At 63.9% G+C, this 26,255-nt stretch carries 20 protein-coding genes and 2 tRNA genes; 16 read left to right on the top strand and 6 right to left on the bottom strand.

The annotated features are described in order from the left end of the window. Positions 1-39 precede the first annotated feature (39 nt). Genes ACR30Z_RS00365 through metG form a run of 3 tightly spaced genes read left to right on the top strand, consistent with a single transcriptional unit; the run spans position 40 to position 5,196 of the window. A complete protein-coding gene (locus tag ACR30Z_RS00365) occupies positions 40-2,850 on the top strand; it encodes an ABC transporter permease (RefSeq protein ID WP_434370909.1) in 2,811 nt (936 codons plus the stop codon). Next, a complete protein-coding gene (locus ACR30Z_RS00360) occupies positions 2,847-3,602 on the top strand; it encodes an ABC transporter ATP-binding protein (RefSeq protein ID WP_144649628.1) in 756 nt (251 codons plus the stop codon). The genes ACR30Z_RS00365 and ACR30Z_RS00360 overlap by 4 nt, the downstream gene beginning before the upstream one ends. 34 nt (positions 3,603-3,636) lie before the next feature. Next, positions 3,637-5,196 carry a methionine--tRNA ligase gene (gene metG, locus ACR30Z_RS00355; RefSeq protein ID WP_434370908.1) on the top strand — a complete coding sequence of 520 codons (1,560 nt, stop codon included), beginning with the start codon at positions 3,637-3,639 and terminating at the stop codon, positions 5,194-5,196. Positions 5,197-5,316: 120 nt separating this feature from the next. On the opposite strand, the gene ACR30Z_RS00350 is transcribed toward metG, so the two are convergent. The 4 genes from ACR30Z_RS00350 to ACR30Z_RS00335 all read right to left on the bottom strand — a co-directional run bounded on the left by ACR30Z_RS00350 (position 5,317) and on the right by ACR30Z_RS00335 (position 10,646). Next, positions 5,317-7,767 carry an ABC transporter permease gene (locus ACR30Z_RS00350; RefSeq protein WP_434370907.1) on the bottom strand — a complete coding sequence of 817 codons (2,451 nt, stop codon included), beginning with the start codon at positions 7,765-7,767 and terminating at the stop codon, positions 5,317-5,319. Positions 7,768-7,794: 27 nt separating this feature from the next. After that, positions 7,795-8,589, bottom strand: coding sequence for an ABC transporter ATP-binding protein (locus ACR30Z_RS00345; RefSeq protein ID WP_434370906.1), 795 nt, complete (start codon positions 8,587-8,589; stop codon positions 7,795-7,797). 155 nt (positions 8,590-8,744) lie between these two features. Next, positions 8,745-9,458 (bottom strand): response regulator, encoded by a 714-nt coding sequence (locus tag ACR30Z_RS00340; protein ID WP_144649620.1) that lies wholly within the window; start codon positions 9,456-9,458, stop codon positions 8,745-8,747. Positions 9,459-9,461: 3 nt separating this feature from the next. Then, complete coding sequence (locus ACR30Z_RS00335; RefSeq protein WP_434370904.1) at positions 9,462-10,646, bottom strand: sensor histidine kinase; 1,185 nt, start codon at positions 10,644-10,646, stop codon at positions 9,462-9,464. A gap of 124 nt (positions 10,647-10,770) precedes the next feature. On the opposite strand from ACR30Z_RS00335, the gene ACR30Z_RS00330 reads away from it, so the two are divergent. The 10 genes from ACR30Z_RS00330 to ACR30Z_RS00285 all read left to right on the top strand — a co-directional run bounded on the left by ACR30Z_RS00330 (position 10,771) and on the right by ACR30Z_RS00285 (position 21,264). After that, a complete protein-coding gene (locus ACR30Z_RS00330) occupies positions 10,771-11,823 on the top strand; it encodes a 3-isopropylmalate dehydrogenase (protein WP_434370902.1) in 1,053 nt (350 codons plus the stop codon). Positions 11,824-11,942: 119 nt separating this feature from the next. Then, a complete protein-coding gene (locus tag ACR30Z_RS00325; RefSeq protein WP_144649615.1) occupies positions 11,943-13,055 on the top strand; it encodes a branched-chain amino acid aminotransferase in 1,113 nt (370 codons plus the stop codon). Between the two features lie 295 nt (positions 13,056-13,350). Beyond that, positions 13,351-14,166, top strand: a complete 816-nt coding sequence (locus tag ACR30Z_RS00320; RefSeq protein WP_244296640.1) for an MBL fold metallo-hydrolase — start codon at positions 13,351-13,353, stop codon at positions 14,164-14,166. 23 nt (positions 14,167-14,189) lie between these two features. Next, positions 14,190-14,966 carry a fumarylacetoacetate hydrolase family protein gene (locus ACR30Z_RS00315; protein ID WP_434370900.1) on the top strand — a complete coding sequence of 259 codons (777 nt, stop codon included), beginning with the start codon at positions 14,190-14,192 and terminating at the stop codon, positions 14,964-14,966. A gap of 125 nt (positions 14,967-15,091) precedes the next feature. After that, positions 15,092-16,612, top strand: a complete 1,521-nt coding sequence (gene gltX, locus ACR30Z_RS00310) for a glutamate--tRNA ligase (protein WP_144649611.1) — start codon at positions 15,092-15,094, stop codon at positions 16,610-16,612. Positions 16,613-16,626: 14 nt separating this feature from the next. Further along, positions 16,627-17,364: an HAD family hydrolase gene (locus ACR30Z_RS00305; RefSeq protein WP_144649609.1), complete on the top strand. Its 738-nt coding sequence runs from the start codon at positions 16,627-16,629 to the stop codon at positions 17,362-17,364. Positions 17,365-17,490: 126 nt separating this feature from the next. Next, positions 17,491-17,562 (top strand) — tRNA-Gln (locus tag ACR30Z_RS00300). A 128-nt stretch (positions 17,563-17,690) separates the two neighbouring features. Continuing rightward, a tRNA-Glu gene (locus ACR30Z_RS00295) sits at positions 17,691-17,763 on the top strand. A gap of 97 nt (positions 17,764-17,860) precedes the next feature. Next, positions 17,861-19,654 carry a dynamin family protein gene (locus ACR30Z_RS00290; protein ID WP_434370898.1) on the top strand — a complete coding sequence of 598 codons (1,794 nt, stop codon included), beginning with the start codon at positions 17,861-17,863 and terminating at the stop codon, positions 19,652-19,654. Further along, positions 19,651-21,264, top strand: a complete 1,614-nt coding sequence (locus tag ACR30Z_RS00285; protein WP_434370896.1) for a GTPase — start codon at positions 19,651-19,653, stop codon at positions 21,262-21,264. The genes ACR30Z_RS00290 and ACR30Z_RS00285 overlap by 4 nt, the downstream gene beginning before the upstream one ends. Here ACR30Z_RS00285 and ACR30Z_RS00280 read toward each other — a convergent pair. Further along, positions 21,261-21,803, bottom strand: coding sequence for a DUF1697 domain-containing protein (locus ACR30Z_RS00280; protein WP_434370894.1), 543 nt, complete (start codon positions 21,801-21,803; stop codon positions 21,261-21,263). The genes ACR30Z_RS00285 and ACR30Z_RS00280 overlap by 4 nt on opposite strands. A gap of 2 nt (positions 21,804-21,805) precedes the next feature. Further along, entirely contained in the window at positions 21,806-22,525 is a 720-nt protein-coding gene (locus ACR30Z_RS00275) for an IclR family transcriptional regulator (RefSeq protein ID WP_014922101.1), read from the bottom strand. 133 nt (positions 22,526-22,658) lie between these two features. Here ACR30Z_RS00275 and leuC point away from each other — a divergent pair, with 133 nt between their 5' ends. The 3 genes from leuC to murA all read left to right on the top strand — a co-directional run bounded on the left by leuC (position 22,659) and on the right by murA (position 26,251). Continuing rightward, positions 22,659-24,110, top strand: a complete 1,452-nt coding sequence (leuC, locus tag ACR30Z_RS00270; protein WP_144649603.1) for a 3-isopropylmalate dehydratase large subunit — start codon at positions 22,659-22,661, stop codon at positions 24,108-24,110. Positions 24,111-24,119: 9 nt separating this feature from the next. Next, the gene (gene leuD, locus ACR30Z_RS00265) at positions 24,120-24,728 is read left to right on the top strand and encodes a 3-isopropylmalate dehydratase small subunit (RefSeq protein WP_434370893.1); all 609 of its coding nucleotides are present in this window, start codon (positions 24,120-24,122) and stop codon (positions 24,726-24,728) included. 197 nt (positions 24,729-24,925) lie between these two features. Further along, positions 24,926-26,251 (top strand): UDP-N-acetylglucosamine 1-carboxyvinyltransferase, encoded by a 1,326-nt coding sequence (gene murA / locus ACR30Z_RS00260; RefSeq protein ID WP_144649599.1) that lies wholly within the window; start codon positions 24,926-24,928, stop codon positions 26,249-26,251. The last annotated feature ends 4 nt before the right edge of the window (positions 26,252-26,255 follow it).

The following is a 26,255-nucleotide window of genomic DNA, read 5'->3' as shown; positions in this document are numbered from 1 at the left end:
TACGTGTGCGCGCCCGCAATCAAGGTCTCAGGGAGCCCAATGAACGCCGTCCAAAGGTTCATCAGAAGCCGTGTGCTGCTGCTGACCGCGGCCATTTTGATCGTCGCGATGTGCTTGTCCGTCCTCGTCCAGAGCCAGTCGCAGGCTGCTCTGAACCGGACTGTGGACGAGAACTCGCGGGGACTCTACGACATCCTGGTCCAGGCCAAGCCGGACCAGTCACAAGATGGCGACGGCGGTGCCTTGATCCAGCCGGAAATCGCCAACGGCCAAGGTGGCATCAGCTTTGAGCAGCTGGAAAAGATCAGGACCATGGGCCAGACGGCCGTGGCAGCCCCGATCAGCCTGGTCTCGCGTGTCTCGCAAAACCTCGAAGCGCCGCGCCTCAACGCCATGGACTACTTGGGCTACAACGCCGGGCTTGCCGGGGCGGTGACCGCGGGGGATCCTTCCGCAATGGATTCCAGCAAGTGGCCTGCCGCGGAATCCGTGTTGCCGGATTCCCCCAAGAAGTACCGCCTGACGGCCTCCGCCACGAGTTCTGACGGCGTCAACCAACAAACCCTTTTCAAGACCAGTGCTGAAGGCACCCTGGGCAAGGGTCGCCTGATCCAGGAACAGGCCGCCGGCGGCAGCAACGTCCGGATCGCCGGGCCGGACGGCGAGACCGGCATCAAGTTCCCGGCCCCTGCCCTGGGTTCGGAGCACAACCTCTTCAATCTCTCCGTGGCACTTCCCTTGGCCCCTGAGGTGACGGAATCCGTCGTCGCAGTCGACCCTGCCGCCGAAAGGGCGCTGCTGGGTTCCGCCGGCGACTTCCTGGCACCGCTGGAGAAGGCTCCGCCGGCCGATGCCCGCGACGCTGGCGCCATCGGACGCCACTTCGAGAGCCTCTTCACCACCGGCCTGAGTATGGACCAGCTGGAGGAAGGACCGGATTTCCTCGGCGTCAAGCTCAAGTACTGGGCTCCGCTGATGACGCAGTACCAGCAGGCCAAGCGCGATGGTTTGCTGACCGATGACTCGCAGGCGATTCCGCTGATCGTCCGCACGGGAACCTCTTTGGACCTCCAGTACTCGGTGAAGATCGAGGAACTGGACTCGAGCGGCAAGGTCGTCAAGGAGGTTGGCACCGTCACGCGGTCCCTGGACAAGGATTACCTCCCCTTCGTCTCCAAGTCGCCGTTCTCGCTTGAATGGCCGGGGTCCACCGACCACAGCAAGTTGCTTGGCAGCACCGCTTCCTTCAGCCAGGGCCTGTACAACCCCGCAGCCTGGAGCACGGCATTTGCCGCTGCGCCGCAGTACAAAGACGGCGATGAAGCCGCCAATGGCGCGACGGACAAGAGCGCGACGCCGGGGGACTGGGTAACGGTCAACCGCCTGCCCGAGAAGTCGTCCTTCGGTGCAGCCGTGGACCAGACGCAGCGCAAGCCTGTTGACGAGCGTTCCTACCGGGAAGACTTGGAAACCGGCAAGAAGCCTGCAGCTCCTCTGCCCATGGTGTACGGCACGTTTGACCCCGCCGATGTCCAGGCCGCAGCCGGAGACGTCAACAAGCTTCCCTTGGGCGGTTACGATCCCGCGCCGATGACACTGAGCAAGGACGCCGAAGGCAAAGACGTTGAGGGTACAGAGCTGAAGCCGTCACTGAGCGCCACGGGCTTGGTAAGCCAGTCCGCCGGTGCCATAACCGACTACTACGGACTCGCGGCTGCCCGTGGCTACGATTCCAACGCCAACGTCATCGACGCCATCCGTGTTCGCGCGTCCGCGACCGGTAACTGGAAGACGGCACAGCCCGAGGTGGAGAAGCTCGCAACCCAGATCCGCGAACTCGGCCTTGAGGCCACTGTCGTCGCCGGTTCGGCTCGCGAAGACGCCAACATCTTTGTTCCCGGCTACAGCAAAGACGACGCCGGCAAGGAATCACCGCTGGGCACCGTCCAGCAGTCGTGGGTCCGCCAGGATGCGGCGGACGCCGTGTCCGGCTCGCTGACCGGAACCAACATCACCCTCCTCTTCCTGACGCTTCTGGGTGCGACCCTGCTGACCGGGGCGTCGACGGTGAGCTACATCCGCCAGCGCCGGAGCGAGGCCGGTATCCTCCGCGCGATGGGGTGGACCCAGAAACGGATCCGGTCCTGGGTCCTGGAAGAATTCGCCGTGGGGGCCGCGGCCTTGGCCGCGGCCGGAATCATCCTGAGCCTGCTGAGTTGGAACGTCGCTACGGTGATTGTCTCGGTCACCATGCTGGTGATCTACGTTGGCGCCGCCTTGCTGGCTGCCCAGCAGTTGCGGCACCGCGTGGTGGTTGACCAGGAACCCCAGCATGATGAGCGCCTGGTGACAGTGGATTCGCCACTGACGTTCGCCAACAGGCAGCTCACCACCAACCGCTTCAACTCGATCTCGCTGGCCGTGGCCGTAGGTGTGTTCGGTGCCGCAGTGGGAGCGTTGATCGCGCTGCTGATCGATATCCCGCGTGCCGCCGGCGCCAGTGCTTTGAGTGGCCTGGCCGCGGCAAGCATTGCCCTCCCTAGCGTGATCCTCGCGGTCTTCGGCGTCGTGGTTGGCCTGCTGCTGACACTGGTCACCGGCCGATTTGAGCTTCATGCCAAGCGGGAGTACCTCGGTACCCTGCGGGCCATGGGCTGGAACCCGGACATGTTGGGGCAGGTTCGCTTCTTCGAAAACGCACTTGTGGGCACTGTGGCACTTCCCTTGGGTGTCCTGGGCGCCCTGGGGCTGGGACTGCTCCTGGCTCCGTACGCGGCTCTCTGGGCCGGACTGGCCGGTTTGCTGGCCGTAATTTGCTGGATTCCGATTGCAACGAAAGTAGTCAAATGACTGACAACCTCAACCCCGAGCTGGCGGCCACCCCGGAATCCACGGACGAGTCGCTGCAAACCCGCGCCAACACCATCGTGAAGGCTGCTGACCACGCCACTCCCTTGGAACTCAGCCGCGTCACCATCCACTATGGCGGCGACAAGGGCGGAGCCGAGGAAGTCGACGTCGTTGACGACTTCAACCTCACGCTGCACGCCGGCGAGATGCACTGCATCGCCGGCCGAAGCGGCTCCGGCAAGACCAGCATCCTGACCGTCAGTGCTGGTCTCACTCTGCCCACCTCAGGCAAGGTCTTCTGGGAGGGCCACTCCCTGGAATCCATGGGTGATGACGAGATTGCCGACCGTCGTCGCGCCCTGATCGGCTACGTGGACCAGGGCGGTGCCTTGATCGACGGGATGAGCGCCCTGGAAAACGTGCTGCTGCCCGCCGTGCCCGATGGCGAAGTGGAACAGCGTACGGAAATGGCCAAGGACCTCCTGGACCTGGTGGGCCTTGGCCGGCGAATGCGTCACCGTCCGGCCCAGCTCTCCGGTGGTGAGCGCCAGCGTGTGGCCATCGCCCGTGCACTGATCCTGGGCACCCGTGTGTTGGTAGTGGACGAGCCGACAGCCAGCCTCGACCGTGCCGCTGCCAACCGGATTATCGGCATTCTGAAGGACACCACCAGCGATGGCATCGCTGTGCTGGTGGCGTCCCACGACCATGAGCTGGTCCGGCTCAGCGATACGCTGACCGAACTTAACTAAGCTATTTCATCCGAAAAAAAGGTAACTTCTTAGAGTGACGTCTCCAGAGAAATCCCCGTTCTACATCACTACCGCGATCAGCTACCCCAATGGTGTGCCGCACATCGGCCACGCCTACGAGGTCATTGCGACTGATGCCATGGCGCGTTTCAAGCGCCTTGACGGCCATGAGGTGTTCTTCATGACCGGAACGGACGAGCACGGCCTCAAGATGCAGCAGTCCGCCGAGAAGGAAGGCATCTCTGCCAAAGAACTCGCGGACCGCAACTCGGCAGCGTTCAAGCAGATGAGCCAGGATCTGGGCATCTCCCATGATCGCTTCATCCGCACCACGGACAAGGACCACTACGCCGCGTCGCAGGCCATCTGGAAGAAGATGGAAGCCAACGGCGATATCTATCTGTCCAAGTACGAGGGCTGGTACTCGGTTCGTGATGAGGCGTACTACGTCGAGGACGACACCGTAGTGAAGGACGACGGACTCCGTTACTCCAAGGAGACGGACACCCTGGTGACCTGGACGGCTGAGGAAAGCTACTTCTTCCGGCTGTCCAACTACCAGGACAAGCTTCTGGCGCTCTACGAGGAACAGCCTGAGTTTGGCGCGCCGCAGTCCCGTTTCAATGAGGTCATCAGCTTCGTGAAGCGCGGCCTGGAGGACCTTTCCATCAGCCGTACCACCTTCGACTGGGGTGTCCCGGTTCCGGGCGACGAGAAGCACGTCATGTACGTGTGGGTTGACGCCCTGACCAATTACCTGACGGGCGTCGGGTACCCGGATATCGAATCGGACGCCTTCCAGAAGTTCTGGCCGGCCGATGTCCATGTCATTGGCAAGGACATTTCCCGCTTCCACGCCATCTACTGGCCTGCTTTCCTGCTGAGCGCCGGACTGGAACTTCCCAAGCGCGTCATGATTCACGGTTTCCTCACCAACAACGGTGTGAAGATGTCCAAGTCCTTGGGCAACGTGGTTGCTCCGCAGGATTTCGTGGCCCAGTACGGACTGGATCAGTGCCGCTATTTCTTCCTCCGCGAAGTTCCGTTTGGTGCGGATGGCAACTACAACCACGAGGCGATCGTGGGCCGGATGAATTCGGACCTTGCCAACAACTTCGGCAACCTTGCGCAGCGTTCGCTGTCCATGGTCGCGAAGAACTGCGACGGCAAAGTGCCCGTTCCCGGCGAGTTCACGGCAGAGGACACCGCTTTGCTGGCGCAGGCCGGAGAACTGCTGGAAACCGCCCGTGCCGCCTTCGACAAGCAGGAGTTCAGCCGCGCCTTGGAGGCAATCTGGACGGTTTTGGGCGATACCAATGCGTACTTTGCCGAGCAGGCTCCGTGGGTGCTCCGGAAGACCGACGTCGACCGCATGAACACGGTCCTTTACGTCACCTTGGAGGTCGTCAGGATCGTGGCGATTCTCGCGCAGCCGGTCATGCCGTCGTCGTCCGCAAAGCTGCTTGAGGTTCTGGGCCAGCCGGAAGGCGAGGCGCGGCGGTTCGCTGCCGTCGCCACGCCGATCGTCGCAGGTACGGAGTTGCCCGCCCCGGCGCCGGTGTTCCCGCGCTACGAGGAGCCCGCCGAGGCATAGACCCTCTCTCACAAAACAGCCTTAAACACTGAACGCTCTCTCACATCCTGCCGGTCTGCCGGCGGGAAGTGAGAGAGCGTTTCGCGCTTATGGGTGGTTATCTGAGAGAGCGACGGAGCTCTACGCCGTGGCCAGTCCCTCAACAGGGGACAAACGTGCAGCGCGGCCGGCCGGTATCACTGACGCCAGGAGCCCTGCCACCACCGCGACACCGAACACAGCAGCCAGCTGAAGCCACGGCACCGCTGGAACAACTGTCGCCACGCCGCCGAGGGTTGCCTGTGCACCGAGCCACCCGTAAACGATGCCCATGCCGGCACCCATGATGGCGGCCACGCCCGCCACGAGCACGGCCTCGATGGCCAGCATCCCGCGGAGCTGGCCCTTGGTCAGGCCAAGGGCGCGGAGGAGCGAGTTCTCCCGGGTCCGTTCAAGGACAGACAGGGACAACGTGTTGGCCACACCGATCAACGCAATGACCACCGCGACGCCGAGCAGCCCGGTGACCACCAGCAGGAGGACGTCAATGATGCTGTTGAACGTCACGCGTTCGATTGCAGCGCCGCTAACGGTTCGTTCGTGGACTCCCAGGGCAGCCGCGATCTCCTTTTGCAGGGCCTGAACCCGATCCCCGGACACGGAATCATCCAGTTTCACCCACACCATTCCGGGAGTTTCAGGGAGCGCTGAAGCGGAGATGCTGGAGCTTTCCACGAAGGCGGGGACATGGCGGGTGCGCAGGACCTTGGAGTCGAGCGTAACGCTGCCTGCCGCCGTCGAAATGCTGGCCGGCCCCTGCGCTGAGTCTTCGGGGAGGTAAACCGTGCCGGGGCTCGGCTTCAGTTTGTTGTCCCGCAGGACGGAAGCGGCATCTGCGGCAGAGAGCGAGTAGATGGTGGTGCCGCCGTCGGCCGTGGACGAATCGCTGAGCGTCCCCACAGGCTGCAGCAGGACCGCTGCGCTGACGCCGTCCAGCGCCTGGATGCGGGAGAGAGCCTGTGCGGGATCGGTGGAACTCGTGACCTCCAGCGCGGTCTGCGCGGAAAGGTCCACCGGATAGTTCTCCGCCAACGTGTCGTTGAAGGCACTGCGGGACGTGGCTGCTCCGGTCATCATGAGCGATACCAGCGTGACACCAATCAGCAGCGCCGCAGCAGTTGCCGAGGTCCGGGCTGGGTTGCGGGTGGCGTTGACGGCGGCCAGCCTGCCGGGAACGCCTGCCGGTGCGGCCAGGCGTCCGGCCAAGGCAACCACCGTGGGGATAAACAGCGTGGAGCAGAGCAGGATGCCCACGAAGGAGGCCGCGCCGCCCACCAGGGCGATGGGGAGGGACACATTCAGGCTGCCGTACACCAGCAGGGCCGCGCCACCCACCAGAGCTGCCACGCCAAGGACCAGGCGTACTTTGCCGCGGCGGTTCTTTACGGATGCGTCATCCGCCAGCCGCAAGGCGGCAAGGGGTGCGACGGCGGTGGCCGCCTTCGCCGGGACCAGGGCCGCGACGACGGTCAGCAACGTACCGGCCACCAGGCCGGCAATGATGGCCGACGGCGGCACAGCCAAGGTTGCGAACGCCTGCTCGGGCTGGGACTTGGCCCAGGCAATCAAGCCGGTCATGAGGCCGGTAGCGGCGAGGACGCCGAGGACAGAGGAGATGAAGCCGACCACGAGTGCCTCGAGCATGACCGATCCTCGGATCTGCGAGCGACCGGCGCCGAGGCAGCGCAGCAGCGCAAGCTCCCGGGTACGTTGGGCTACCAGGACGGAGAACGTGTTGGCCACCACCAGGGTTGAAACCAGGATAGCGACGCCTGCGAAGGCCAACAGGACCACCGTGAGCTGGTCCTGCCCCGCGCTAAGCATGGCAACAGTAGAGGTGACCTTCTCTTGAGCCGTTTCCAGCACGGGGTCAACGGCGCCGGCGGCTTCCATCCTGTGGGTGATGTATTCCTTGGCCTCGGACACGTTTTCCCCGGGCTTGAGCGCGAACTGCAGTCCCGAGAACCCGGCTCCCGCATCCTGAACGGCATTCAGAACGGATTCGGAGGCAACCAGTTGGGCAGCCGAGGACGAGAAGGGATCATTCGTGGCCTGGATCAAGCCCGTAATGGTCACCTTGGCATTCTTTACCGGGCCCGCTCCGTGCAGCTCCAGCGTGCTGCCGACAGAGAGGCCAAGATGCTGGGCCGTCTTGACGTCGATGACAACGTCCAAAGCATGGGAGGGCAGAGTCCCGGAGGAGAGGATGGCGCCTTCCAATGATGCCGGGGCAGCGTTTCGCAGGCGCCCGTATTGCTCGCCGCCACCAGCTTCAAACGTTACATACGTGGACCGCTCGGCATAGCTGTCCTCCACTGCCGGGGAGGAAGCGGCCGCCTCCACCGCGGACTGGGTGAACGCTTCGCCGTTCTTGGAGGTGGCAACGAGGTCCGCGTTACGGTAAGCCTCGCCGATGCTCGCGCCCAGTGACGCATTGGTGCTTGCGCCCACCATGAGTGTGGAAGAGAGGAACATGACCGACAGCATCACGGCAAGGCCGATCGCGATGAACCGCCGGAAATGCGTCGTCAATTGGGAAAGGGCAACACGCAACATGCCTTAGGCCCCCAGCTTGCCGAGGGCGTTCAGGACGGAGTCTGCCGTTGGATCGTGGACCTCGCCCACCAGGCCACCGTCGCTCATCAGCACCACGCGGTCTGCATAACTGGCTGCCACGGGATCGTGGGTGACCATGATGATGGTCTGGCCCATTTCCTGGCTGCTCCGGCGCAGCAGCGCCAGCACCTCACCGCCGGCTTTAGAGTCCAGGTTGCCTGTGGGTTCGTCGCCGAAGACGACGTCGGGACGCGTCAGCAGGGCGCGGGCCACGGCCACGCGCTGCTGCTGACCGCCGGACAACTCGTGCGGGCGGTGCTTCAACCGGTCCTTCAACCCCAGCGTGCTGACCACGGTATCCAGCCACCCGGCGTCGGCCGTGGTTCCTGCCAGGGCGAGCGGAAGCGTGATGTTCTGCTCTGCAGTCAAGGTGGGCACCAGGTTGAAGGCCTGGAACACGAAGCCGATCCGCTCGCGCCGGAGTGCGGTGAGCTGGCGGTCATTGAGTCCAGTCAGTTCCGTGCCACCGAGGACGATGCGCCCGGAGTCTGCGGTGTCCAGGCCGGCCAGGCAGTGCATGAGCGTGGACTTGCCGGACCCGGACGGTCCCATGATGGCTGTGAACTTCCCGGCGTCGAAGCTTACTGACACCTCGTTCAAGGCTGTCACGCTGGTGTCTGCCCGGCCGTAACTCTTGGTCAGCTTGAAAGCCTCGACGGCGGGACGGGACTGGGCGCCGTCCGATCCTGCGGGGCGGTCGGTTCCAGACGGGTGGGGGAGAGGCGTGAATGTTGTCATGTTTCCACGCTAGGCAGTGGGGCACTCCTGCCGGATCGGGCCGCAGGTCCATTCTTCGGAGCCCTTGCTCATACCGTGGTCTGAGTCCGGCTCCCATTTGGTCGGAGGACGCTGCTGCTCGGAGGACGATGCGGGTGGGGGGACGCTGCGTACGTCTAGGTCCCGGGGGCAACAACGCCCGTCTCGTAGGCGATGACAACCACCTGCACACGGTCCCGGGCCCCAAGCTTTGCCAGGATGTGGCCTACGTGGGTCTTCACCGTCGCCTCGGACAGGAACAGGCCCGCCGCGATCTCCGGATTGGATTGGCCCTGCGCGATCAGTTGGAACACCTCGCGCTCACGGGCGGTGAGGCGCTCCACGGCAGCAGCGTGCTCGCTCTGCTCCGGCGTCTGCGTCCTTAGCAGTGGTGCCACGTGGTCCAGCAACCTTCGCGTCGTGGAGGGGGCAATGACGGCGTCGCCACGGTAAACGGTGCGGATGGCGTCCAGGAGTTCCTCGGGCGGCGCATCCTTCAAGAGGAACCCACTGGCGCCTGCCTGAATGGCGGCCAGGGCGTACTCATCGAGGTCGAAGGTTGTCAGGACCACGATCTTGACCTCCGCACGTTGTGAGCCCGACGGCTGGGCTGCTGCCTGCTCCAGGATGCGGCGGGTTGCTTCGATGCCGTCCATCCCGGGCATGCGCACATCCATGAGGACCACATCAGCGGCGGTGGCATTGAGGGCCTGCACGGCTTCAATTCCGTTGCCGGCCTCGGCAACTACTTCGAGGTCGGGTTGCGAATTGATCAGCATGCCAAAGCCCGAGCGGACCAGGTTTTGGTCGTCAACGAGGGCAACCCGGATGGGCGCGGGAAGTTCAGGCATGGCTCAGGCCTCCGAATAGGGGATGAAAGCGGACACGCGGAAACCGCCACCCTGTTCCGGGCCTGCGGTCAAGGAACCATCGTAGAGGGAGACGCGTTCGCCCATACCCCGGAGGCCATTACCGCCACCGGCCGCAGGGGGATCAGCGGCGGCGCCACGGCCGTCGTCCACGATGTCCAGTTGCAGGCCGCGGGCCTGCCAGGTCAGGGTGACCCCCGCGGTTGCGTTCGGCCCGGCATGCTTCATGACGTTGGTGAGGGCTTCCTGGATGATGCGGTAAGCGGTGAGCTCCGCTCCGGCCGGGAGGGCCCTGCGAGGTACGCCCACCTGTTCGAAGGCGACCTGAAGGGTAGCGGCGCGGAAACCGAGGAGAAGCTCGTCCAAGTCCGAGAGCCGGGGTTGTGGACGTGTGGGTGAATCGTCGTCGGAACGGAGGACGCCGAGCAACCTCCGCATTTCGCCCAGGGAGTCCCTGCCCGTGGCGGCAATGGTGGCCAGCGCTTCGGTAGCCAGTTCCGGCTTGGCGGCAGCGGCGTACCGCGCGCCGTCGGCTTGGGTAATGATGACGGACAGCGAATGCGCCACGATGTCGTGCATTTCCCGCGCGATGTGGGAGCGTTCGTCGGCAGCGGCCAGTTTTCGCTCCTGCAGTTGTTCCACTTCCATCCGACGGGTACGGTCCTCGAGCGCCTGAAGTTGGAGCCTGCGGACGCGAGTGAGGTCGCCCAGGGTCCAGCTCACCAGCACCAGCATCCAGATCAACACTGTGTAGAGCGCGCCGATGGTGAGCCCCATGATGCCCGACTCGGCGGTGCTGGAGTATTCGCGGGTGGTCAGCATGACGCCACCGAGCAAACCAGCCACCAGCACCGTGCGGCTTGCCCACGCTGGCCCGTAGGCCGCGGTGGCATAGATGACCAGGGGGACTGCCACCTGGCCCGCCACGGGCTCGGCGCCCGCCGCCCATTGGACCAGGCATACAAGGACTACGACGCCGGCCGCCACGGCGGGGCGCGTGCGTCGCCACGCCAGCGGAAGCAGGAGGCTGCAGGACAAGAGGAAAAGCCAGGGGCGGTCAGCGAGCAGATAGACCGGACCGAAGAGCAGGATCAGGAGGCACGTGGCCGTCATGTCCACTGCGAAGCGGTTGATCCGGAACCATTCATAAACTGCGTGCCTTCTGTCCACGCTAAGACTCTATGCGCTGGGTCGGGGCCCGGGCATCATGCCGTGGTTTGAGTTCCCCCTCCCGAGGTGTTCGTAGAATGAGACGATTTTGACCAGCATGTGGATTGCTTGGCTAGATAGACGTATGAGTGCATCGTCCATCAATCTCGCTGTCATCCCCGGCGACGGCATTGGCCCGGAGGTCATCGCCGAAGCTGTCAAGGTCCTTGAAAAGGCCGTCGCCGCAGAAGGCGTCGACCTCAAGCAGACCCACTACAAGCTCGGTGCCCAGCACTGGCTTGAGACAGGCGAGACCCTCCCGGACGAGGTCCTTGCCGACCTTCGCACCCGCGATGCCATCCTCTTTGGCGCGGTGGGCGCCGCCCCCGGCGATACCCGCATCCCCTCCGGCATCATCGAGCGCGAGATGTTGCTGAAGCTCCGCTTCAGCCTGGACCACTTCGTCAACCTGCGCCCGTCGCGGCTGTACGGAACCGTCGGCAGCCCTCTGGCCAACCCCGGCGTGATCGATTTCATCGTGGTACGCGAAGGAACCGAAGGCCCCTACGTGGGCAACGGTGGAACCTTGCGTGGCGGCACTCCCCACGAGGTAGCCACGGAAGTCTCCCTTAACACCGCCCACGGCGTGGAGCGGGTAGTCCGCGATGCTTTCCGCCGTGCCAGCGAGCGTCCCCGCAAGCACGTTACGCTCGTCCACAAGCACAACGTGCTGGTTTACGCCGGACACCTGTGGAAGCGGACGGTCGAGGCCGTGGCACGGGAATTCCCCGAGGTTACCCACGACTACCTGCACATCGACGCCGCCACCATCTTCATGGTGACGGACCCCTCGCGGTTTGACGTCATCGTCACCGACAACCTCTTCGGCGACATCCTTACCGACCTCGCAGCTGCCATCACCGGTGGCATTGGCTTGGCGGCATCGGGAAACATCAACATGGATCGTACAGCGCCGTCCATGTTTGAACCCGTCCACGGCTCGGCTCCGGACATCGCCGGACAGCAGAAAGCCGATCCCACCGCGGCCATCCTCTCCGCAGTGCTCCTCCTGGACCACCTTGGCTACACCACGGCGGCCCGTAAGATCGAAGCGGCAGTAGTCGCCGACGTCGAGAGCCGCACCGGCGAGCCGCGCAGCACAGCTGCCATCGGCGACGCCATTGCGGCCGCACTTTAGGCCCAATACTCAGGCGTAAGCTTGTCTTGAATTATTTACCTGCTTCCCTGGTCCATCGCTGAACCACACCCTTTTGGGGACCCGGTTCGCCCTGCCAGGTAGCTGACTGTGGAGGAAACATGACTCAGACTGCCCATGGCGTCGAATTCAGCCAGCAGCTTTCGGAAACCCCGAAATCTGCTGAGGAGCGTGCAGCCGTCCTGGCGAACCCAGGCTTCGGCGACTACTTCACCGACCACACCGCCGTCGTCGACTACAAAGTTGACGCCGATGGCAATGGCGGTTGGCAGAATGCCCGGATCGAGCCGTACGGACCCATTTCCCTGGACCCCTCGGCCGCTGTCCTGCATTACGGCCAGGAAATCTTCGAAGGACTCAAGGCCTACCGCCACGCTGATGGTTCCGTGTGGACCTTCCGCCCCGAGGCCAACGCCGCCCGCCTGAACAAGTCGGCCCGTCGCCTTGCCCTCCCGGAACTCCCGGAGGAGTACTTCCTTGGTGCCATCCGCGAACTTGTGCAGGCAGACAAGGAATGGGTTCCGTCCGGCGACGGCGAAGCCCTTTACCTTCGCCCGTTCATGATCGCCACGGAGGCGTTCCTCGGCGTTCGCGCCGCCCGCGAGGTGTCCTTCCGCGTCATCGCGTCCCCGGCCGGAAACTACTTCGGTGGCGAGCTCAAGCCGGTCTCCATCTGGATCTCGCGCGAATACGCCCGTGCCGGCCGCGGCGGAACCGGTGCGGCCAAGTGCGGTGGCAACTACGCCGCGTCCCTGATCGCACAGCAGGAAGCAGAGGCCAACGGTTGCAAGCAGGTCCTCTTCCTGGACCACTTCAATGACGACGCCGTGGAAGAACTCGGCGGCATGAACGTGTTCTTCGTCATGAAGGACGGTTCGTTGGTAACGCCCGCCCTCAGTGGCACCATCCTTGAGGGCGTTACACGGATGTCCGTCATTCAGGTGGCTAAGGACATGGGCCGCGAAGTCACCGAACGCAAGATCACCCTCGACGAGTGGCGCGACGGCGTGGCGTCCGGCGAGATCACCGAAGTCTTTGCGTGCGGTACGGCAGCCGTCATCACGCCGATCGGTGTGCTCAAGGACGCCACAGAGTTCATTGGCGCTGAGGACGCGAAGGCCGGGGAAACCACCATGGCCATCCGCGAACAGCTCCTGGGTATCCAGACCGGAACGGTCGAGGATCGCCACGGCTGGCTGACCCGCCTGGTCTAACCCAGGAATTTCCTGAAACAACTGAAACGCACGACGGCGGTCCTGCCCTTGGTTTCCAAGCGGCAGGGCCGCCGTTCTGCTTCCCGCACGCTCTCTCACATCCCGTCGCTTTTTTGGCGGCGCTCTTTCACATCCCGTCGCTTTTTTGACGGCGCTCTCTCACATCCCGTCGCTGGGGCCGGACGGTGGGTGAATGTCATCGGTTGGATTCGGTGGGAGGGGTGGGATGTGGGAGAAGGTTGGTGGTTTGGGGGTGGGATGTGAGAGAGCGTCGGTTCGGTGCCAAGATGGGACAGTGACTTCTGAATCAAGGGCGACTTCCGACAACGCACCCACCGAAAGCGACACCTCCTTGCAGCGCAGCAGCGGGCTCACGCGCTTCCGGCTGGCCCCCAACCCGGGCCCCATGAGCCTGGACGGCACCAACTCCTATGTCATCGGCGCGCCTGGCTCCGGCCACGTTGCCGTGGTGGACCCGGGCCCGGAAGACGAACAGCATTTGACCGAGTTGGCGGCAGCCGGTGTGGTGGATGTCGTGCTCATTACCCACCGACACGCAGACCATACAGAGGCATCAAAGCGCTTCCAGGAATTGACAGGGGCGCCGGTCCGGGCTGCGTCCCCAGAGTATTGCCATGGCGGCGCGCCCCTGCAGGACAACGAGGTCCTCCACGTTGGCGGCGTCGAAATCCGCGTCGTGGCAACCCCCGGTCACACCTCCGATTCTGTTTGCTTCCACCTTCCCGGCGACGGGCCCAACGGCTCGGTCCTCACGGGCGACACCATCCTGGGCCGCGGCACCACGGTGTTGGACTACCCGGATGGCCGTCTGGGGGACTACCTGGCAAGCCTGGACCGGCTGGAAGCACTTGGCCCTGCCACCCTCCTGCCCGCCCATGGTCCCGTGCTCCCTGCCTTGGACGAGAAGTGCCGCGAGTATCGGGACCACCGCGAGCAGCGGCTCGACCAGATCAGGGCAGCTCTGCAAAGCCTGGGACTGGACGCCTCGATCGCTGCCGTTACTGATGCCGTGTATCCCGACGTCGACCCGTCGGTCCGGTGGGCGGCCGAGACTTCCGTGGCAGCGCAGTTGGATTACCTTCGCGGCTAGGCCGGGACGGTAGGCTTGAGCCCATGCGTATCGCCCGGTTTGTAGTTGATTCTGATCCCCTTTATGGCGTTGTGGAAGGCGAGCCCGGCAGTGAGGAGATCACTGTCATCAATGGCGACCCGTTCTTCAACGGCGTCGAACGTACCCATGTCAAGCACAAGCTTGAGGACGTCCGGCTCCTCGCTCCGATCATTCCGCGCAGCAAGGTGATCGGCGTGGGCCGGAACTTCGCCGAGCACGCCGCGGAACTGGGCAACGAAGTTCCCCAGCAGCCCCTGCTGTTCCTTAAGCCCAACACCTCGGTGATCGGGCCGAATGATCCCATCATCCTCCCCGAGTTCTCCGAGGAGGTCTCCTTCGAAGCCGAGCTGTGCGTGGTGATCGGACGCATCTGCAAGGACGTTCCGGAGGAGCGCGCGGACGATGTCATCTTCGGCTACACCTGCGGTAACGACCTCACGGCCCGCGATGTCCAGAAAACGGACCTCCAGTGGGCGCGCGCCAAGGGCTTCGATACTTCTGCGCCGTTGGGCCCGTGGATTGAAACCGAGCTCGACCACGAAGACCTGTCCATCCAGGGCCGCCTGAACGGTGAACTCCGCCAGGACGGCAGCACCAACCAGATGATCCGCGGCGTGCGAGAGCTCGTCTCGATCGTCTCCCACGCGTTCACCCTGCTGCCGGGCGACGTCATCATGACCGGCACCCCTGCCGGCGTTGGCCTTGTCAGCGAAGGCGATCGCTTCGACGTCGACATCGAAGGCATCGGACGCCTGTCCAATCCGGTGGTTCGCCGCTAGGCAACCAGCTACAGGCAGAAACCTCGACGGCGGCACTGACCTTTTAGTCCGAAAGGTAAGTGCCGCCGTCGAGCGCTTTCCGCCGGGAAACCGAGGCGGCGCCAAGCGGTAAAGTTGGAACCACTATGACTACTGCTTCTGCGTCGAACGCTGCCTCCAGCGCCATCCCTGCCGTTAACGCCGAGACTCCGGTCCGCGTCCGTTTCTGCCCGTCGCCCACGGGAACGCCGCACGTTGGCCTGATCCGCACCGCCCTGTTCAACTGGGCCTATGCACGCCACACGGGTGGCAAGTTGATCTTCCGCATCGAGGACACCGACTCTGCCCGCGACAGCGAGGAAAGCTACCACCAGTTGCTCGATGCCCTGAAGTGGCTCGGCATCAACTGGGATGAGGGTGTAGAGGTCGGTGGGCCGCACGAGCCGTACCGCCAGTCGCAGCGCGGTGACATCTACCAGGATGTCATCGCCAAGCTCAAGGCCGGGGGACACGTCTACGAGTCCTACTCCACGCCGGATGAGATCGAAGCCCGCCACAAGGCCGCCGGCCGCGACCCGAAGCTGGGCTACGACGGCTTCGACCGGCACCTTACGGACGAACAGCTCGCACAGTTCAAAGCCGAGGGCAGGGAGGCTGTCCTGCGGCTCCGCATGCCGGACGAGGACCTGACCTTCACCGACCTCGTCCGCGGGGAGATCACCTTCAAGGCCGGTTCCGTTCCCGACTTCGCTGTTGTCCGTGCCAATGGCGCACCGCTGTACACCTTGGTGAACCCGGTGGATGACGCTCTGATGGGGATCACCCACGTCCTGCGCGGCGAGGACCTGCTGAGCTCCACCCCGCGCCAGATCGCACTGTACCGTGCGCTCTACGCCATCGGTGTTGCCGAATACATGCCGGAGTTCGGCCACCTGCCGTACGTTATGGGCCAGGGCAACAAGAAGCTCTCCAAGCGTGACCCCGAATCCAGCCTGTTCCTGCACCGCGAGCGTGGCTTCATCCCCGAAGGCCTGCTCAACTACCTGTCCCTGCTCGGCTGGTCCCTGAGCGCGGACGAGGATATCTTCACGGTGGAGCAGTTGGTGGCCAACTTCGACATCCATGACGTCCTGGGCAACCCGGCGCGTTTCGACATCAAGAAAGCCGAAGCCATCAACGGAACCCACGTCCGGATGCTTGCTGCCGAGGACTTCAAGGAGCGGCTGGTTCCCTACCTCCGCGCCGCCGGATTCGTAGGAGAGATCCTCACCCCGCGACAGGAGGAGATCCTCGCCGAGGCAGCCCCGCTGGTTCAGGAACGAATCACCCTTCTGGGTGAAGCTCCGGAGATGCTGGCCTTCCTCTTCAAGGCCGATGACGCCATTGACGTTGCGGACGATGCTCGCAAGGGACTTCCCGCCAACTTGGAGGAAGTCCTTGACGCTGCCCTGGCGGCGCTGGCGCCCATTGAAGAGTGGACCGCCGAGAACATCCAGAGCGCGCTGAAGCAGGCGCTCGTCGAGGATCTGGGCATCAAGCCGCGCGCGGCGTTCGGGCCAGTGCGCACGGCCATCTCAGGGCGCCGCATTTCTCCGCCGTTGTTCGAGTCGATGGTGATCCTGGGCAAGGATTCCTCGTTGGCCCGCGTTCGCGCTTTCCGCGGCTAGGAGCGGGACCAGTCATGGCGATCGCAAGCTCCTTCGGCACTATCCGCGGTGTCCTGTTCGATATTGACGACACTTTGGTGGACCTCGAGTACGCCATGACAACAGCACTCCGCGATGTCAGTGAACATCTCCTGCCCGGCCTGGACCAGGCCGGGTGGGTGAAGTTTGGCCGGATCTTCACCCACGAGACCACGCACTTCTACGACCGCTACCTGGCCGGGGAACTGACCTTCAACGAGCAGCGGCTGCTGCGCGGCAGGGCCGCTTTGGGCCATTTTGGCGTGGAGCTCGACGACGGTGAGGATGCGCAGGCGTGGGTGGCTGAGTACCACCAGCGCCAGACGGCATATGTGAGGGCTTTCGACGACGTGGCAGGGGTGCTGGATGCGCTTGACGCCGCAGGCGTCCCGTACGGAGCTGTCAGCAACAACGTGCATGACTACCAAAGGGCCAAACTCGATGGTGCCGGCCTTTCCAGGATCAGGGTCCTCGTGGGAACGGACACGGTAGGCGTGCCCAAACCGGATCCCGCTATCTATCTCGAAGGCGTTCGGCTCCTTGGCACCCATCCGGGGGAGACGCTCTACGTTGGCGATAACAGGCTTCTCGACGCCGACGGCGCAACGGCAGCCGGGCTGGTGGGCGTGTGGCTCAACCGGACCGGAGAAGCAGTGGAGGAATTCACTGGGCGCCAGGTGGATTCCCTCTCACGCCTGCTGCTGGCGGCTCCCAGCAGCGCTAGATCCATGTGATGCAGGTAACGGGTTCTCGATTTGTGCAGGTGACAAGACTCCGGTAGAGTCATTACTCGTGCTGAGGGGCACGGAGGGAAAAGCTGAGGGAAACCGAGGCAAGGAACTCCGGTCCAAAAGTCACTTTGGGATATGGTGTAATTGGCAACACTACGGTTTCTGGTACCGTCATTCTAGGTTCGAGTCCTGGTATCCCAGCTCTGATATTCCGCGTGAACACGCTGGAAATTCGGAAATTCCAAGCCGCTGAAGCGATTTGGAGTGAAGCTGAAAGTATGAAATACTCATTCAGCTTGATCGCCGGAAACGGTGACAAAAAAGTGCAAGGCCCCATCGTATAGCGGCCTAGTACGCCGCCCTCTCACGGCGGTAACGCGGGTTCGAATCCCGCTGGGGTCACAGATAAATCCCCCGGAACCCAGGTTCCGGGGGATTTCTTTTTGCCCTTTGCACCTCCCGACACTCGAGACCGGGAACCGGCTGGCATGATGATGCTGTGACTGCAAACAATGACCGGACAGCTGACGGGTCAAATCCCGTAAAGCCTCCCGTGCCACCGGCCGCGGCAGCCGCCGTCGAAACCTTGGAAGCTGCCCGTCTGGAACTTGCGGCCACCACGCTTCCGCTCGCCGTACCGGACGTCCAGGAAGCCCGCCAGTGGATCCGCGATTCCCTCGCGCAGCTGGACGATTACGTAATACCCCGGTATCGCAGCCTGGACGCTCCGCTGCTTGCCGTCGTCGGCGGTTCAACCGGAGCCGGTAAGTCGACGCTGGTCAACGCGCTGGTCGGCTATCCGGTGACTCGAGCGGGTGCCATCAGGCCCACGACGCGCCAACCGATCCTCCTGCACCATCCCCAGGACGCGGGGTGGTTCGCGGGCAATCGCATCCTGCCAAGCCTGGAGCGGATTCGCGGGACCGTATCAGCGACCCCTGTGCCCGCCAACCAGGCAGGTGCCGCCCCGGATGCCCAGGCGATCACCTCCTTGGTGTTGGTGGGGCATGAGCGCGTACCCCAGGGCATCGCCCTTCTTGATGCCCCCGACGTCGACTCGATTTCCGACGACAACCGCAGGCTCGCCGGACAACTTCTGGCCGCTGCGGACTTGTGGATATTCGTCACCACCGCAAATCGGTACGCCGACGCCGTTCCCTGGCGCTTGCTCCTGGACGCGGCTTCGCGGGATATCACTGTTGCCGTGGTGCTGGACCGCGTGCCGCCCGCCGCCGAGGACGAGGTGCGAACCGACCTGCAGGCGATGCTTGACCGGCAGGGCCTCGGGGAAGCGAAGCTCTTCGTGGTGCCGGAGAGCGCTCTGGACGGCCTGGGAATGCTGCCGGCAGAATCCGCGGACCCTTTGCGTCAGTGGCTGGCAGCCTTGGCTGAGAACGCAGCGGGGCGGGCAGAGGTCGCACGTCGGACGCTCAATGGCGCCGTCAACGCTGTCAGCGTCCGTCTGGAGGGCATCGCCGCTGCAGCGGAGGCGCAGGACGCCGCGGCGCTGGATCTCCAGTCAGTCTGCGTTGCCGAGTACGAACACGCGCTCTCGCGTATCCTCGAGGCCACCAAGGACGGAGCGTTGCTTCGAGGAGAGGTCCTGGCGCGGTGGCAGGATTTCGTGGGAACGGGGGAGTTCTTCCGGGCCGTGGAGCAGAACATTGGCCGCATGCGGGACCGGGTGGGTGCCTTCTTCCGCGGTGAGCCTGCTCCGGCGGTGAAGGTCGAGACAGCCATAGAGACCGGCCTGCAAGCTGTGATCCTGGACGAAGCCGCCAACGCAGCGGAGAACGTGGACAGGCGCTGGCGCTCGGACACTGCGGGCCGCCATCTCCTTGGCCCCGATGACCTCTCCGGGACAAGCGAAGGTTTCGATGCCAAGGCCGCTTCGGCCATCCGCTCCTGGCAGGAAGGGCTTATGGAGATGATCCGCACGCAGGGTCAGGGTAAACGGACCCAAGCCCGATGGCTCTCCTTCGGCGTTAACGGGCTTGGTGCTGCGCTCATGGTGGTGGTGTTCTCCATGACGGCCGGTCTGAGCGGCTTGGAGATCGGGATCGCGGGCGGAACAGCCGTGGTCGGCCAGAAGCTGTTGGAGGCGGTGTTTGGCGAGGATGCTGTCCGCCGCCTCGCCCAGCAAGCCAGGGATGACCTGCACACGCAGTGCCAACGGCTCCTGGATGACGAGGGGCAACGATTCCTCAGCCGCCTTGAAGCAGCCTATCCAGGCTCCGGCAATGATCTTTCCCGGCACGCCAAGGCCCTCCGCCGTCTGGCGGGGGCCGCATGAGCCGCCACAGCCAGGTGCGTGAGTCGTCCCAGTTGCAGCGCCGGCTCGAAGCACTCAACACCGCCCGAGAGCTCGCCGAGGGCGTTCTTCCGGACCAGGAACTGCAATCCGTCTATGACGTTCTCGAACGAGCGGCGTCCCGGCGTTCGTTGTCGGCCGGCCACACCGTAGTGGGCTTCTTTGGGGCTACGGGCAGTGGCAAGTCTTCCTTGTTCAACGCGGTATCCGGCAGCGAGCTGGCCACGGTTGCTGCCCGCCGCCCCACCACCTCGCAGCCTTTGGCGGGCATCTGGGGCGAAGACGGCAGCGGGCCGCTGCTCGACTGGTTGGACGTGAAGGAGCGGCACATATTGCCGCCGGTCCAAGGAATGGCCGATGATGCCACCGGACTGGTGCTCCTTGACCTTCCGGACTTCGATTCCACCAGGGTCGAAAACCGGGAGATCGTGCAACGAATGGTGGGCATGGTGGATGTCTTGGTGTGGGTTTTGGATCCTCAGAAGTATGCCGACGCCGCGGTGCACAATGAGTTCCTGCGGCCCATGGCCTCCCATGGTGCGGTCACCTTGGTGGTCCTGAACCAGGTGGATAAGCTCACCGCCGCCGATGCCTCGGCGGTCATGGAGTCATTGGAAGCGATCCTGGCGCGCGACGGCCTGGGCAAGGTTCGGGTGCTCAGTGCATCAGCACTAACAGGCGACGGCGTTCCAACCGTCCGCGGGGCCATCAGGAACGTCGTGGTCCAGCGGGAGGCAACAACACAGCGGCTGGCCGCAGACGTTGCGAAAGCGGCCGCTGAACTCGCCCAGGTCTCCGGCGAAGGGGAGGCCAGGGGCATCAAAGGAAGTGCCAAAGCCCGCCTCGCGTCCGAGTTGGCGACGGCGGCGAACGTACCCGTGGTGGTGGACGCGGTCGAGCGGTCCTTCAAAAGGGAGTCGGCCCGCAGGACGGGCTGGCCCGTTACCCGTTGGTTGTTGCGCTTCCGGCCGGACCCGCTGCGTCGACTCAACTTGGGCAGGGACGACACCAGGCCCGAGCTGAGCCGGACCTCCTTGCCTCCTGCGGGCGCGCCTGAGCGTGCTCGGACGGATGCCGCTGTCCGGGATTTTGCGGACGACGCATCCGCAGGTGCTCCTGGTCCGTGGCGGGCAGCCATCCGTGGAGCCGCAAGGGACGGCCGCGAACAGCTGCCTGATGCGCTGGATCAGGCCATTGCCGGAACCGACCTGAAGGCAAGTAAGCGACCCCTGTGGTGGGTGCTCTTCAATACCGTGCAGTGGCTCGCTCTTTTGCTGGCCGTGGGTGGGCTTGGCTGGCTGGGAGTCCTGGCCGCGCTGGGCTATTTCCAGATGCCCGTTCCGGAGGTTCCGCGGACGGAGGGGTGGCCTTGGCCTACGTTGATGGTAGCCGGGGGAGTGTTGTTGGGGATCGTCCTGGCCATCACGGGGCGCATCCTCGGAAGCTGGGCAGCCCGCGTTCGCGCGTCAGGGGCAGGGAAGCGGTTGAAAGCGGCCGTGGCCGTGGTTGCAGAGCAGAGGATCGTGGAGCCCGTTGACGTGGAAGTTATGCGATTGAAGGCATTCAACGCCGCCTTGAAAGCCGCGCGCTAAACCTCGAGAGCCGCTGCAGCGTCCCTGACCTTGATGAGCGTGCGCAGGTTCCTGGTGGTGGTGTGGGCCTTGTAGCGTGCCTTGGCCGAGAGCTTGCTGAACGGGCTGTCCAGGGTTCCTCCGGCGGGGGCCAGCCACGCAGAGGCTTCCGGGCCAAGCCGCACCTGCTCCACGCCACCCAGGGCTTCGCCTGCTTCAAAAAGCTCATCAAGCATGGCGGTATCGGAGGCCAAAGTAATGTAACTGTGGGTGGATGTGTCATCGGCGGGGTACGGGCAGGCTTCGACGAGTTCGGCCACCCTGGATGCCGACAGCACCACCACCCAGGCGTCATATCCAAACGTGTCCCGCAGGCACTTCTCGAACTGTGCTTTGACGTCCTTGGCGCTGAGATCGCTTTGCAGCACCACGTTTCCGCTGGCCAGCAGGGTCTTGACCTTGGCAAACGGGTAGTCCCCGAGCGCGGTCCTGAGGTCGGCCATCTTGATGTTGATGCCGCCCACGTTGATGCCGCGCAGGAAGACGGCGTAGCTTTCCATGGCTAGTCGTTGTTCTTCCGGAGTGCCTCGGTCAGTACCCGGGCGGCGTTACAGACCACTTCGGCGTGCAGCCTGCCCGGCTGGCGGGTGAGTCGTTCAATAGGACCGGAAATCGATACCGCGGCAATGACCCTTCCGGAGGGTCCACGCACGGGGGCCGAAACCGAGGCGACCCCGGGTTCGCGTTCGCCGAGGCTCTGACCCCAGCCCCGGCGTCGTACTCCTGCCAGGACGGTGGGGGTAAAGCGGGCGTTTTGCAGCCCCTCAAGGAGGCGGTCATGGTCTTCCCATGCCAGCAGTACTTGGGCGGCGGAGCCGGCCTTCATGGACAGCTGGGTGCCGACGGGAATGGTGTCCCGAAGGCCGATGGGGCGCTCAGCGGAGGCAACGCACACGCGCCAGTCACCCTGGCGCCGGAAAATCTGGGCGCTTTCGCCGGTGGCGTCGCGCAGTTGGATCAGGACCGGACCGGCCGAAGCGATGAGTCGGTCCTCTCCGGCGGCCGAAGCCAGTTCCACCAGGCGGCTGCCCAGGACGAAACGTCCTTGGATGTCGCGGCTTACCAGGCGGTGGTGAACCAGTGCCAGCGCGAGCCGGTGAACCGTAGGCCGGGCAAGGCCCGTGGCCGCTACGAGTTGCGCGAGCGTGGTGGGCCCGGCCTCAAGTGCATCGAGTACTTGAGCCGCTTTATCAATGACACCGACTCCACTAGAATTGTCCATGTAATGATATTGCCGTCTCAATATCTGAGATGCAAGTTGTTTCACTGGCCTATTTCGCAGCCGTGCTGGTTCAGTGGAAGAAGAACAGTTCAGTGGATGAAGAACATCCAACCGCAGTGAAGGGAGCAAGGCCGTGGGAAAGACACTGGCCGAGAAAGTCTGGGACGCGCACGTAGTGCGCAAGGGTGAAGGCGAAGGAGCCAATGCCCAGCCAGACCTTCTCTTCATCGACCTGCACCTCGTCCACGAAGTGACGTCTCCGCAGGCATTCGAAGGCCTGCGCCTGGCCGGCCGGCCATTGCGCCGTGTGGACCTCACCATCGCGACGGAGGACCACAACACTCCTACGCTGGACATCGACAAGCCCATTGCCGATCTCACCAGCCGCACCCAGATTGAAACCCTGCGCGCCAACTGCAAGGAATTCGGTGTCCGCCTGCACTCGCTCGGCGACAAGGAACAAGGCATCGTACACGTCGTGGGCCCGCAGTTGGGCCTCACCCAACCGGGCATGACCGTGGTCTGCGGCGACTCGCACACTTCCACTCACGGCGCCTTTGGTGCCTTGGCCATGGGCATCGGTACCTCGGAAGTGGAACATGTCATGGCCACCCAGACCTTGTCCCTGAAACCGTTCAAGACCATGGCCATCAACGTCGAAGGCACCCTGCGTCCCGGCGTCACAGCCAAGGACATCATCCTGGCAGTCATCGCCAAGATCGGCACCGGTGGTGGCCAAGGTTACGTCCTGGAGTACCGCGGCTCTGCCATCCGAGCTTTGTCCATGGACGCCCGCATGACCATCTGCAACATGTCCATCGAGGCCGGCGCCCGTGCCGGCATGGTGGCTCCGGACCAGATCACCTACGACTACATGGAGGGCCGCCCGCACGCGCCGGAAGGCGCCGACTGGGATGCCGCCGTCGAGTACTGGAACACCCTCCACACGGACGCCGACGCAACTTTCGATGTCGAGGTGGACCTGGACGCTGACGCGCTGGAACCCTTCGTGACCTGGGGTACCAACCCCGGCCAGGGTGTTTCCCTCTCTGCCAAGGTTCCTTCCCCCGAGGACTTCGGTGACGAGAACGCCAAGGCTGCCGCAGAGCGTGCCCTGCAGTACATGGGGCTCGAGGCCGGCACGCCCATGAAGGACATCCGCGTGGACACCGTGTTCCTGGGGTCCTGCACCAACTCCCGCATCGAGGACCTCCGCGCCGCTGCCGACATCATTCGCGGACGTGCCAAGGATCCAAACGTGCGCATGCTGGTAGTTCCGGGCTCGGCGCGCGTCCGCCTGGAGGCCGAGGCAGAGGGCCTGGACAAGGTCTTTAAGGAATTCGGTGCCGAATGGCGCTTTGCCGGGTGCTCCATGTGCTTGGGCATGAACCCGGACCAGTTGGAACCGGGGGAGCGCTGCGCTTCGACGTCCAACCGCAACTTTGAGGGTCGCCAGGGCAAAGGCGGCCGCACGCACCTGGTCTCACCCGTGGTGGCAGCAGCCACAGCCGTCCGCGGCACGCTGAGCTCGCCGTCGGACCTTGAGTCCGCGCCTGCAGGCACACTGACCGGAATCGCAGTCTAGGAGGATCCCATGGAAGCATTCACTACCCACACCGGCATCGGCGTCCCGCTGCGCCAAAGCAATGTGGACACGGACCAGATCATCCCCGCGGTCTACCTCAAGCGCATTACGCGCACCGGCTTCGAAGACGCCCTGTTCGCAGCGTGGCGCAAGGACGAGTCGTTCATCCTCAACCAGGCACCGTTCAATGCAGGCTCCGTGCTGGTTGCCGGCCCTGACTTCGGCACGGGATCATCCCGCGAGCACGCCGTTTGGGCCCTGAAGGACTACGGATTCAAAGCCGTTCTCTCTTCCCGGTTCGCCGATATCTTTCGTGGCAACTCAGGCAAGCAGGGACTCCTCGCCGCCCAAGTGGCACAGGATGACATTGAACTGATCTGGAAGGTCCTGGAAAACGCTCCGGGCACCGAGGTGAAGGTTGACCTGGTCAGCAAGACCGTGGAATGCGGCAATGTCGTGGCGCCCTTCGATATCGACGACTACACGCGCTGGCGCCTGCTGGAGGGCCTCGATGACATCGGACTGACCCTCCAGCATGAGGAAGACATCACCGCTTACGAAGCCACCCGTCCGTCCTTCAAACCGAAGACTCTCCCGGCGAAAGTAGATGCCCGGTAGCTCCTCCGGACTTGCGCTGACAGAGGACCGTCGGACCCCCTGAAAGGGTCCGGCGGTCCTTTTTCGCAGGAGTTTGGTGGGGGCCGGATCCGTGCGGCGCGGGGCGGGTCCATTTCGGTTCGGTAACACGAGCTTCTATGCTTAGCTGGAGCCTTTGTAAGTTTGGGGGGCGAGTAGTCGTGAGGAAACCGGTATAGATGAGTAGTGTTCTGACAATCCGCGGTGGCGTCCCGTTGACGGGACGAGTGACCGTTCGCGGTGCCAAGAACCTGGTGCCCAAAGCCATGGTGGCGGCGTTGCTGGGCAGCGAACCATCGGTGCTGAGGAACGTGCCGGAAATCAAGGATGTAGAGGTTGTCACCAGCCTTCTGCAGCTCCATGGTGTGACTGTCGCGAAAGACCCTGTCACAGGTGACCTCACCTTGGACCCCAAGGATGCGAAGACCGCCTCCAGCACGGCAATTGATGCGCATGCAGGCGATTCGCGGATTCCCATCCTGCTGTGTGGACCCCTGATTCACGCCATCGGCGAGGCCTTCATCCCCGATCTCGGCGGCTGCAAGATCGGTGACAGGCCCATTGACTACCACCTGAATGTCCTTCGCCAGTTTGGCGCAGTGGTGGAGAAGCGCCCTGGTGGCATTCACATCTCCGCACCGCACGGCCTGCATGGCGCCAAGATCTCCCTTCCATACCCGTCGGTTGGTGCCACCGAGCAGGTCCTGCTCAGCGCAACCCGCGCCGAGGGCATCACGGAACTCATTGGGGCAGCAACCGAGCCCGAGATCATTGACCTCATCGCGGTCCTGCAGAAAATGGGCGCCATCATCAGCGTCCAAACCGACCGCACCATCCGGATCGAGGGCGTCAAGGACCTTCGCGGATACAACCACCGCGCGCTTCCGGACCGCAACGAGTCCGCCTCCTGGGCATCTGCTGCGCTGGTTACCCGTGGCGATATCTTTGTTGAAGGCGCTTCCCAGCGCGACATGATGACGTTCCTGAATACCTACCGCAAGGTGGGCGGCGGCATGGACATCGGCGACGACGGCATCCGTTTCTACCACCAGGGCGGCAAGCTTTCCCCGTTGGTTCTGGAGACGGACGTGCACCCGGGCTTCATGACGGACTGGCAGCAGCCCCTGGTGGTCGCCCTGACCCAGGCCGAAGGCGTGTCGATCGTCCACGAGACCGTGTACGAGAACCGCTTTGGATTTACCGAGGCCCTGGCACGGATGGGCGCGAACATCCAGGTCCACCGCGAGTGCTTGGGCAGCGTGCCTTGCCGTTTCGGGCAGCGGAACTTCCTGCACTCCGCCGTGATTTCGGGGCCAACTCCGCTCCGGGGTACCGACATCGATATCCCTGATCTCCGCGGTGGTTTCAGCCACCTCATCGCGGCGCTGGCAGCCACTGGTACGTCGCGTGTCACCGGCATCGACATCATTAACCGCGGCTATGAGCGCTTTACCGAGAAGCTGGCCGGCCTGGGCGCCGACTTCGACATCACCACCACCAAGTAGCGGG

This window comes from Paenarthrobacter sp. FR1 (assembly GCF_051106045.1).
Taxonomy (GTDB): Bacteria; Actinomycetota; Actinomycetes; order Actinomycetales; family Micrococcaceae; genus Arthrobacter; species Arthrobacter nitroguajacolicus_A.
The sequence above is the reverse complement of the archived record's forward strand: the minus strand, read 5'-3'. Positions and strand labels throughout refer to the sequence as shown.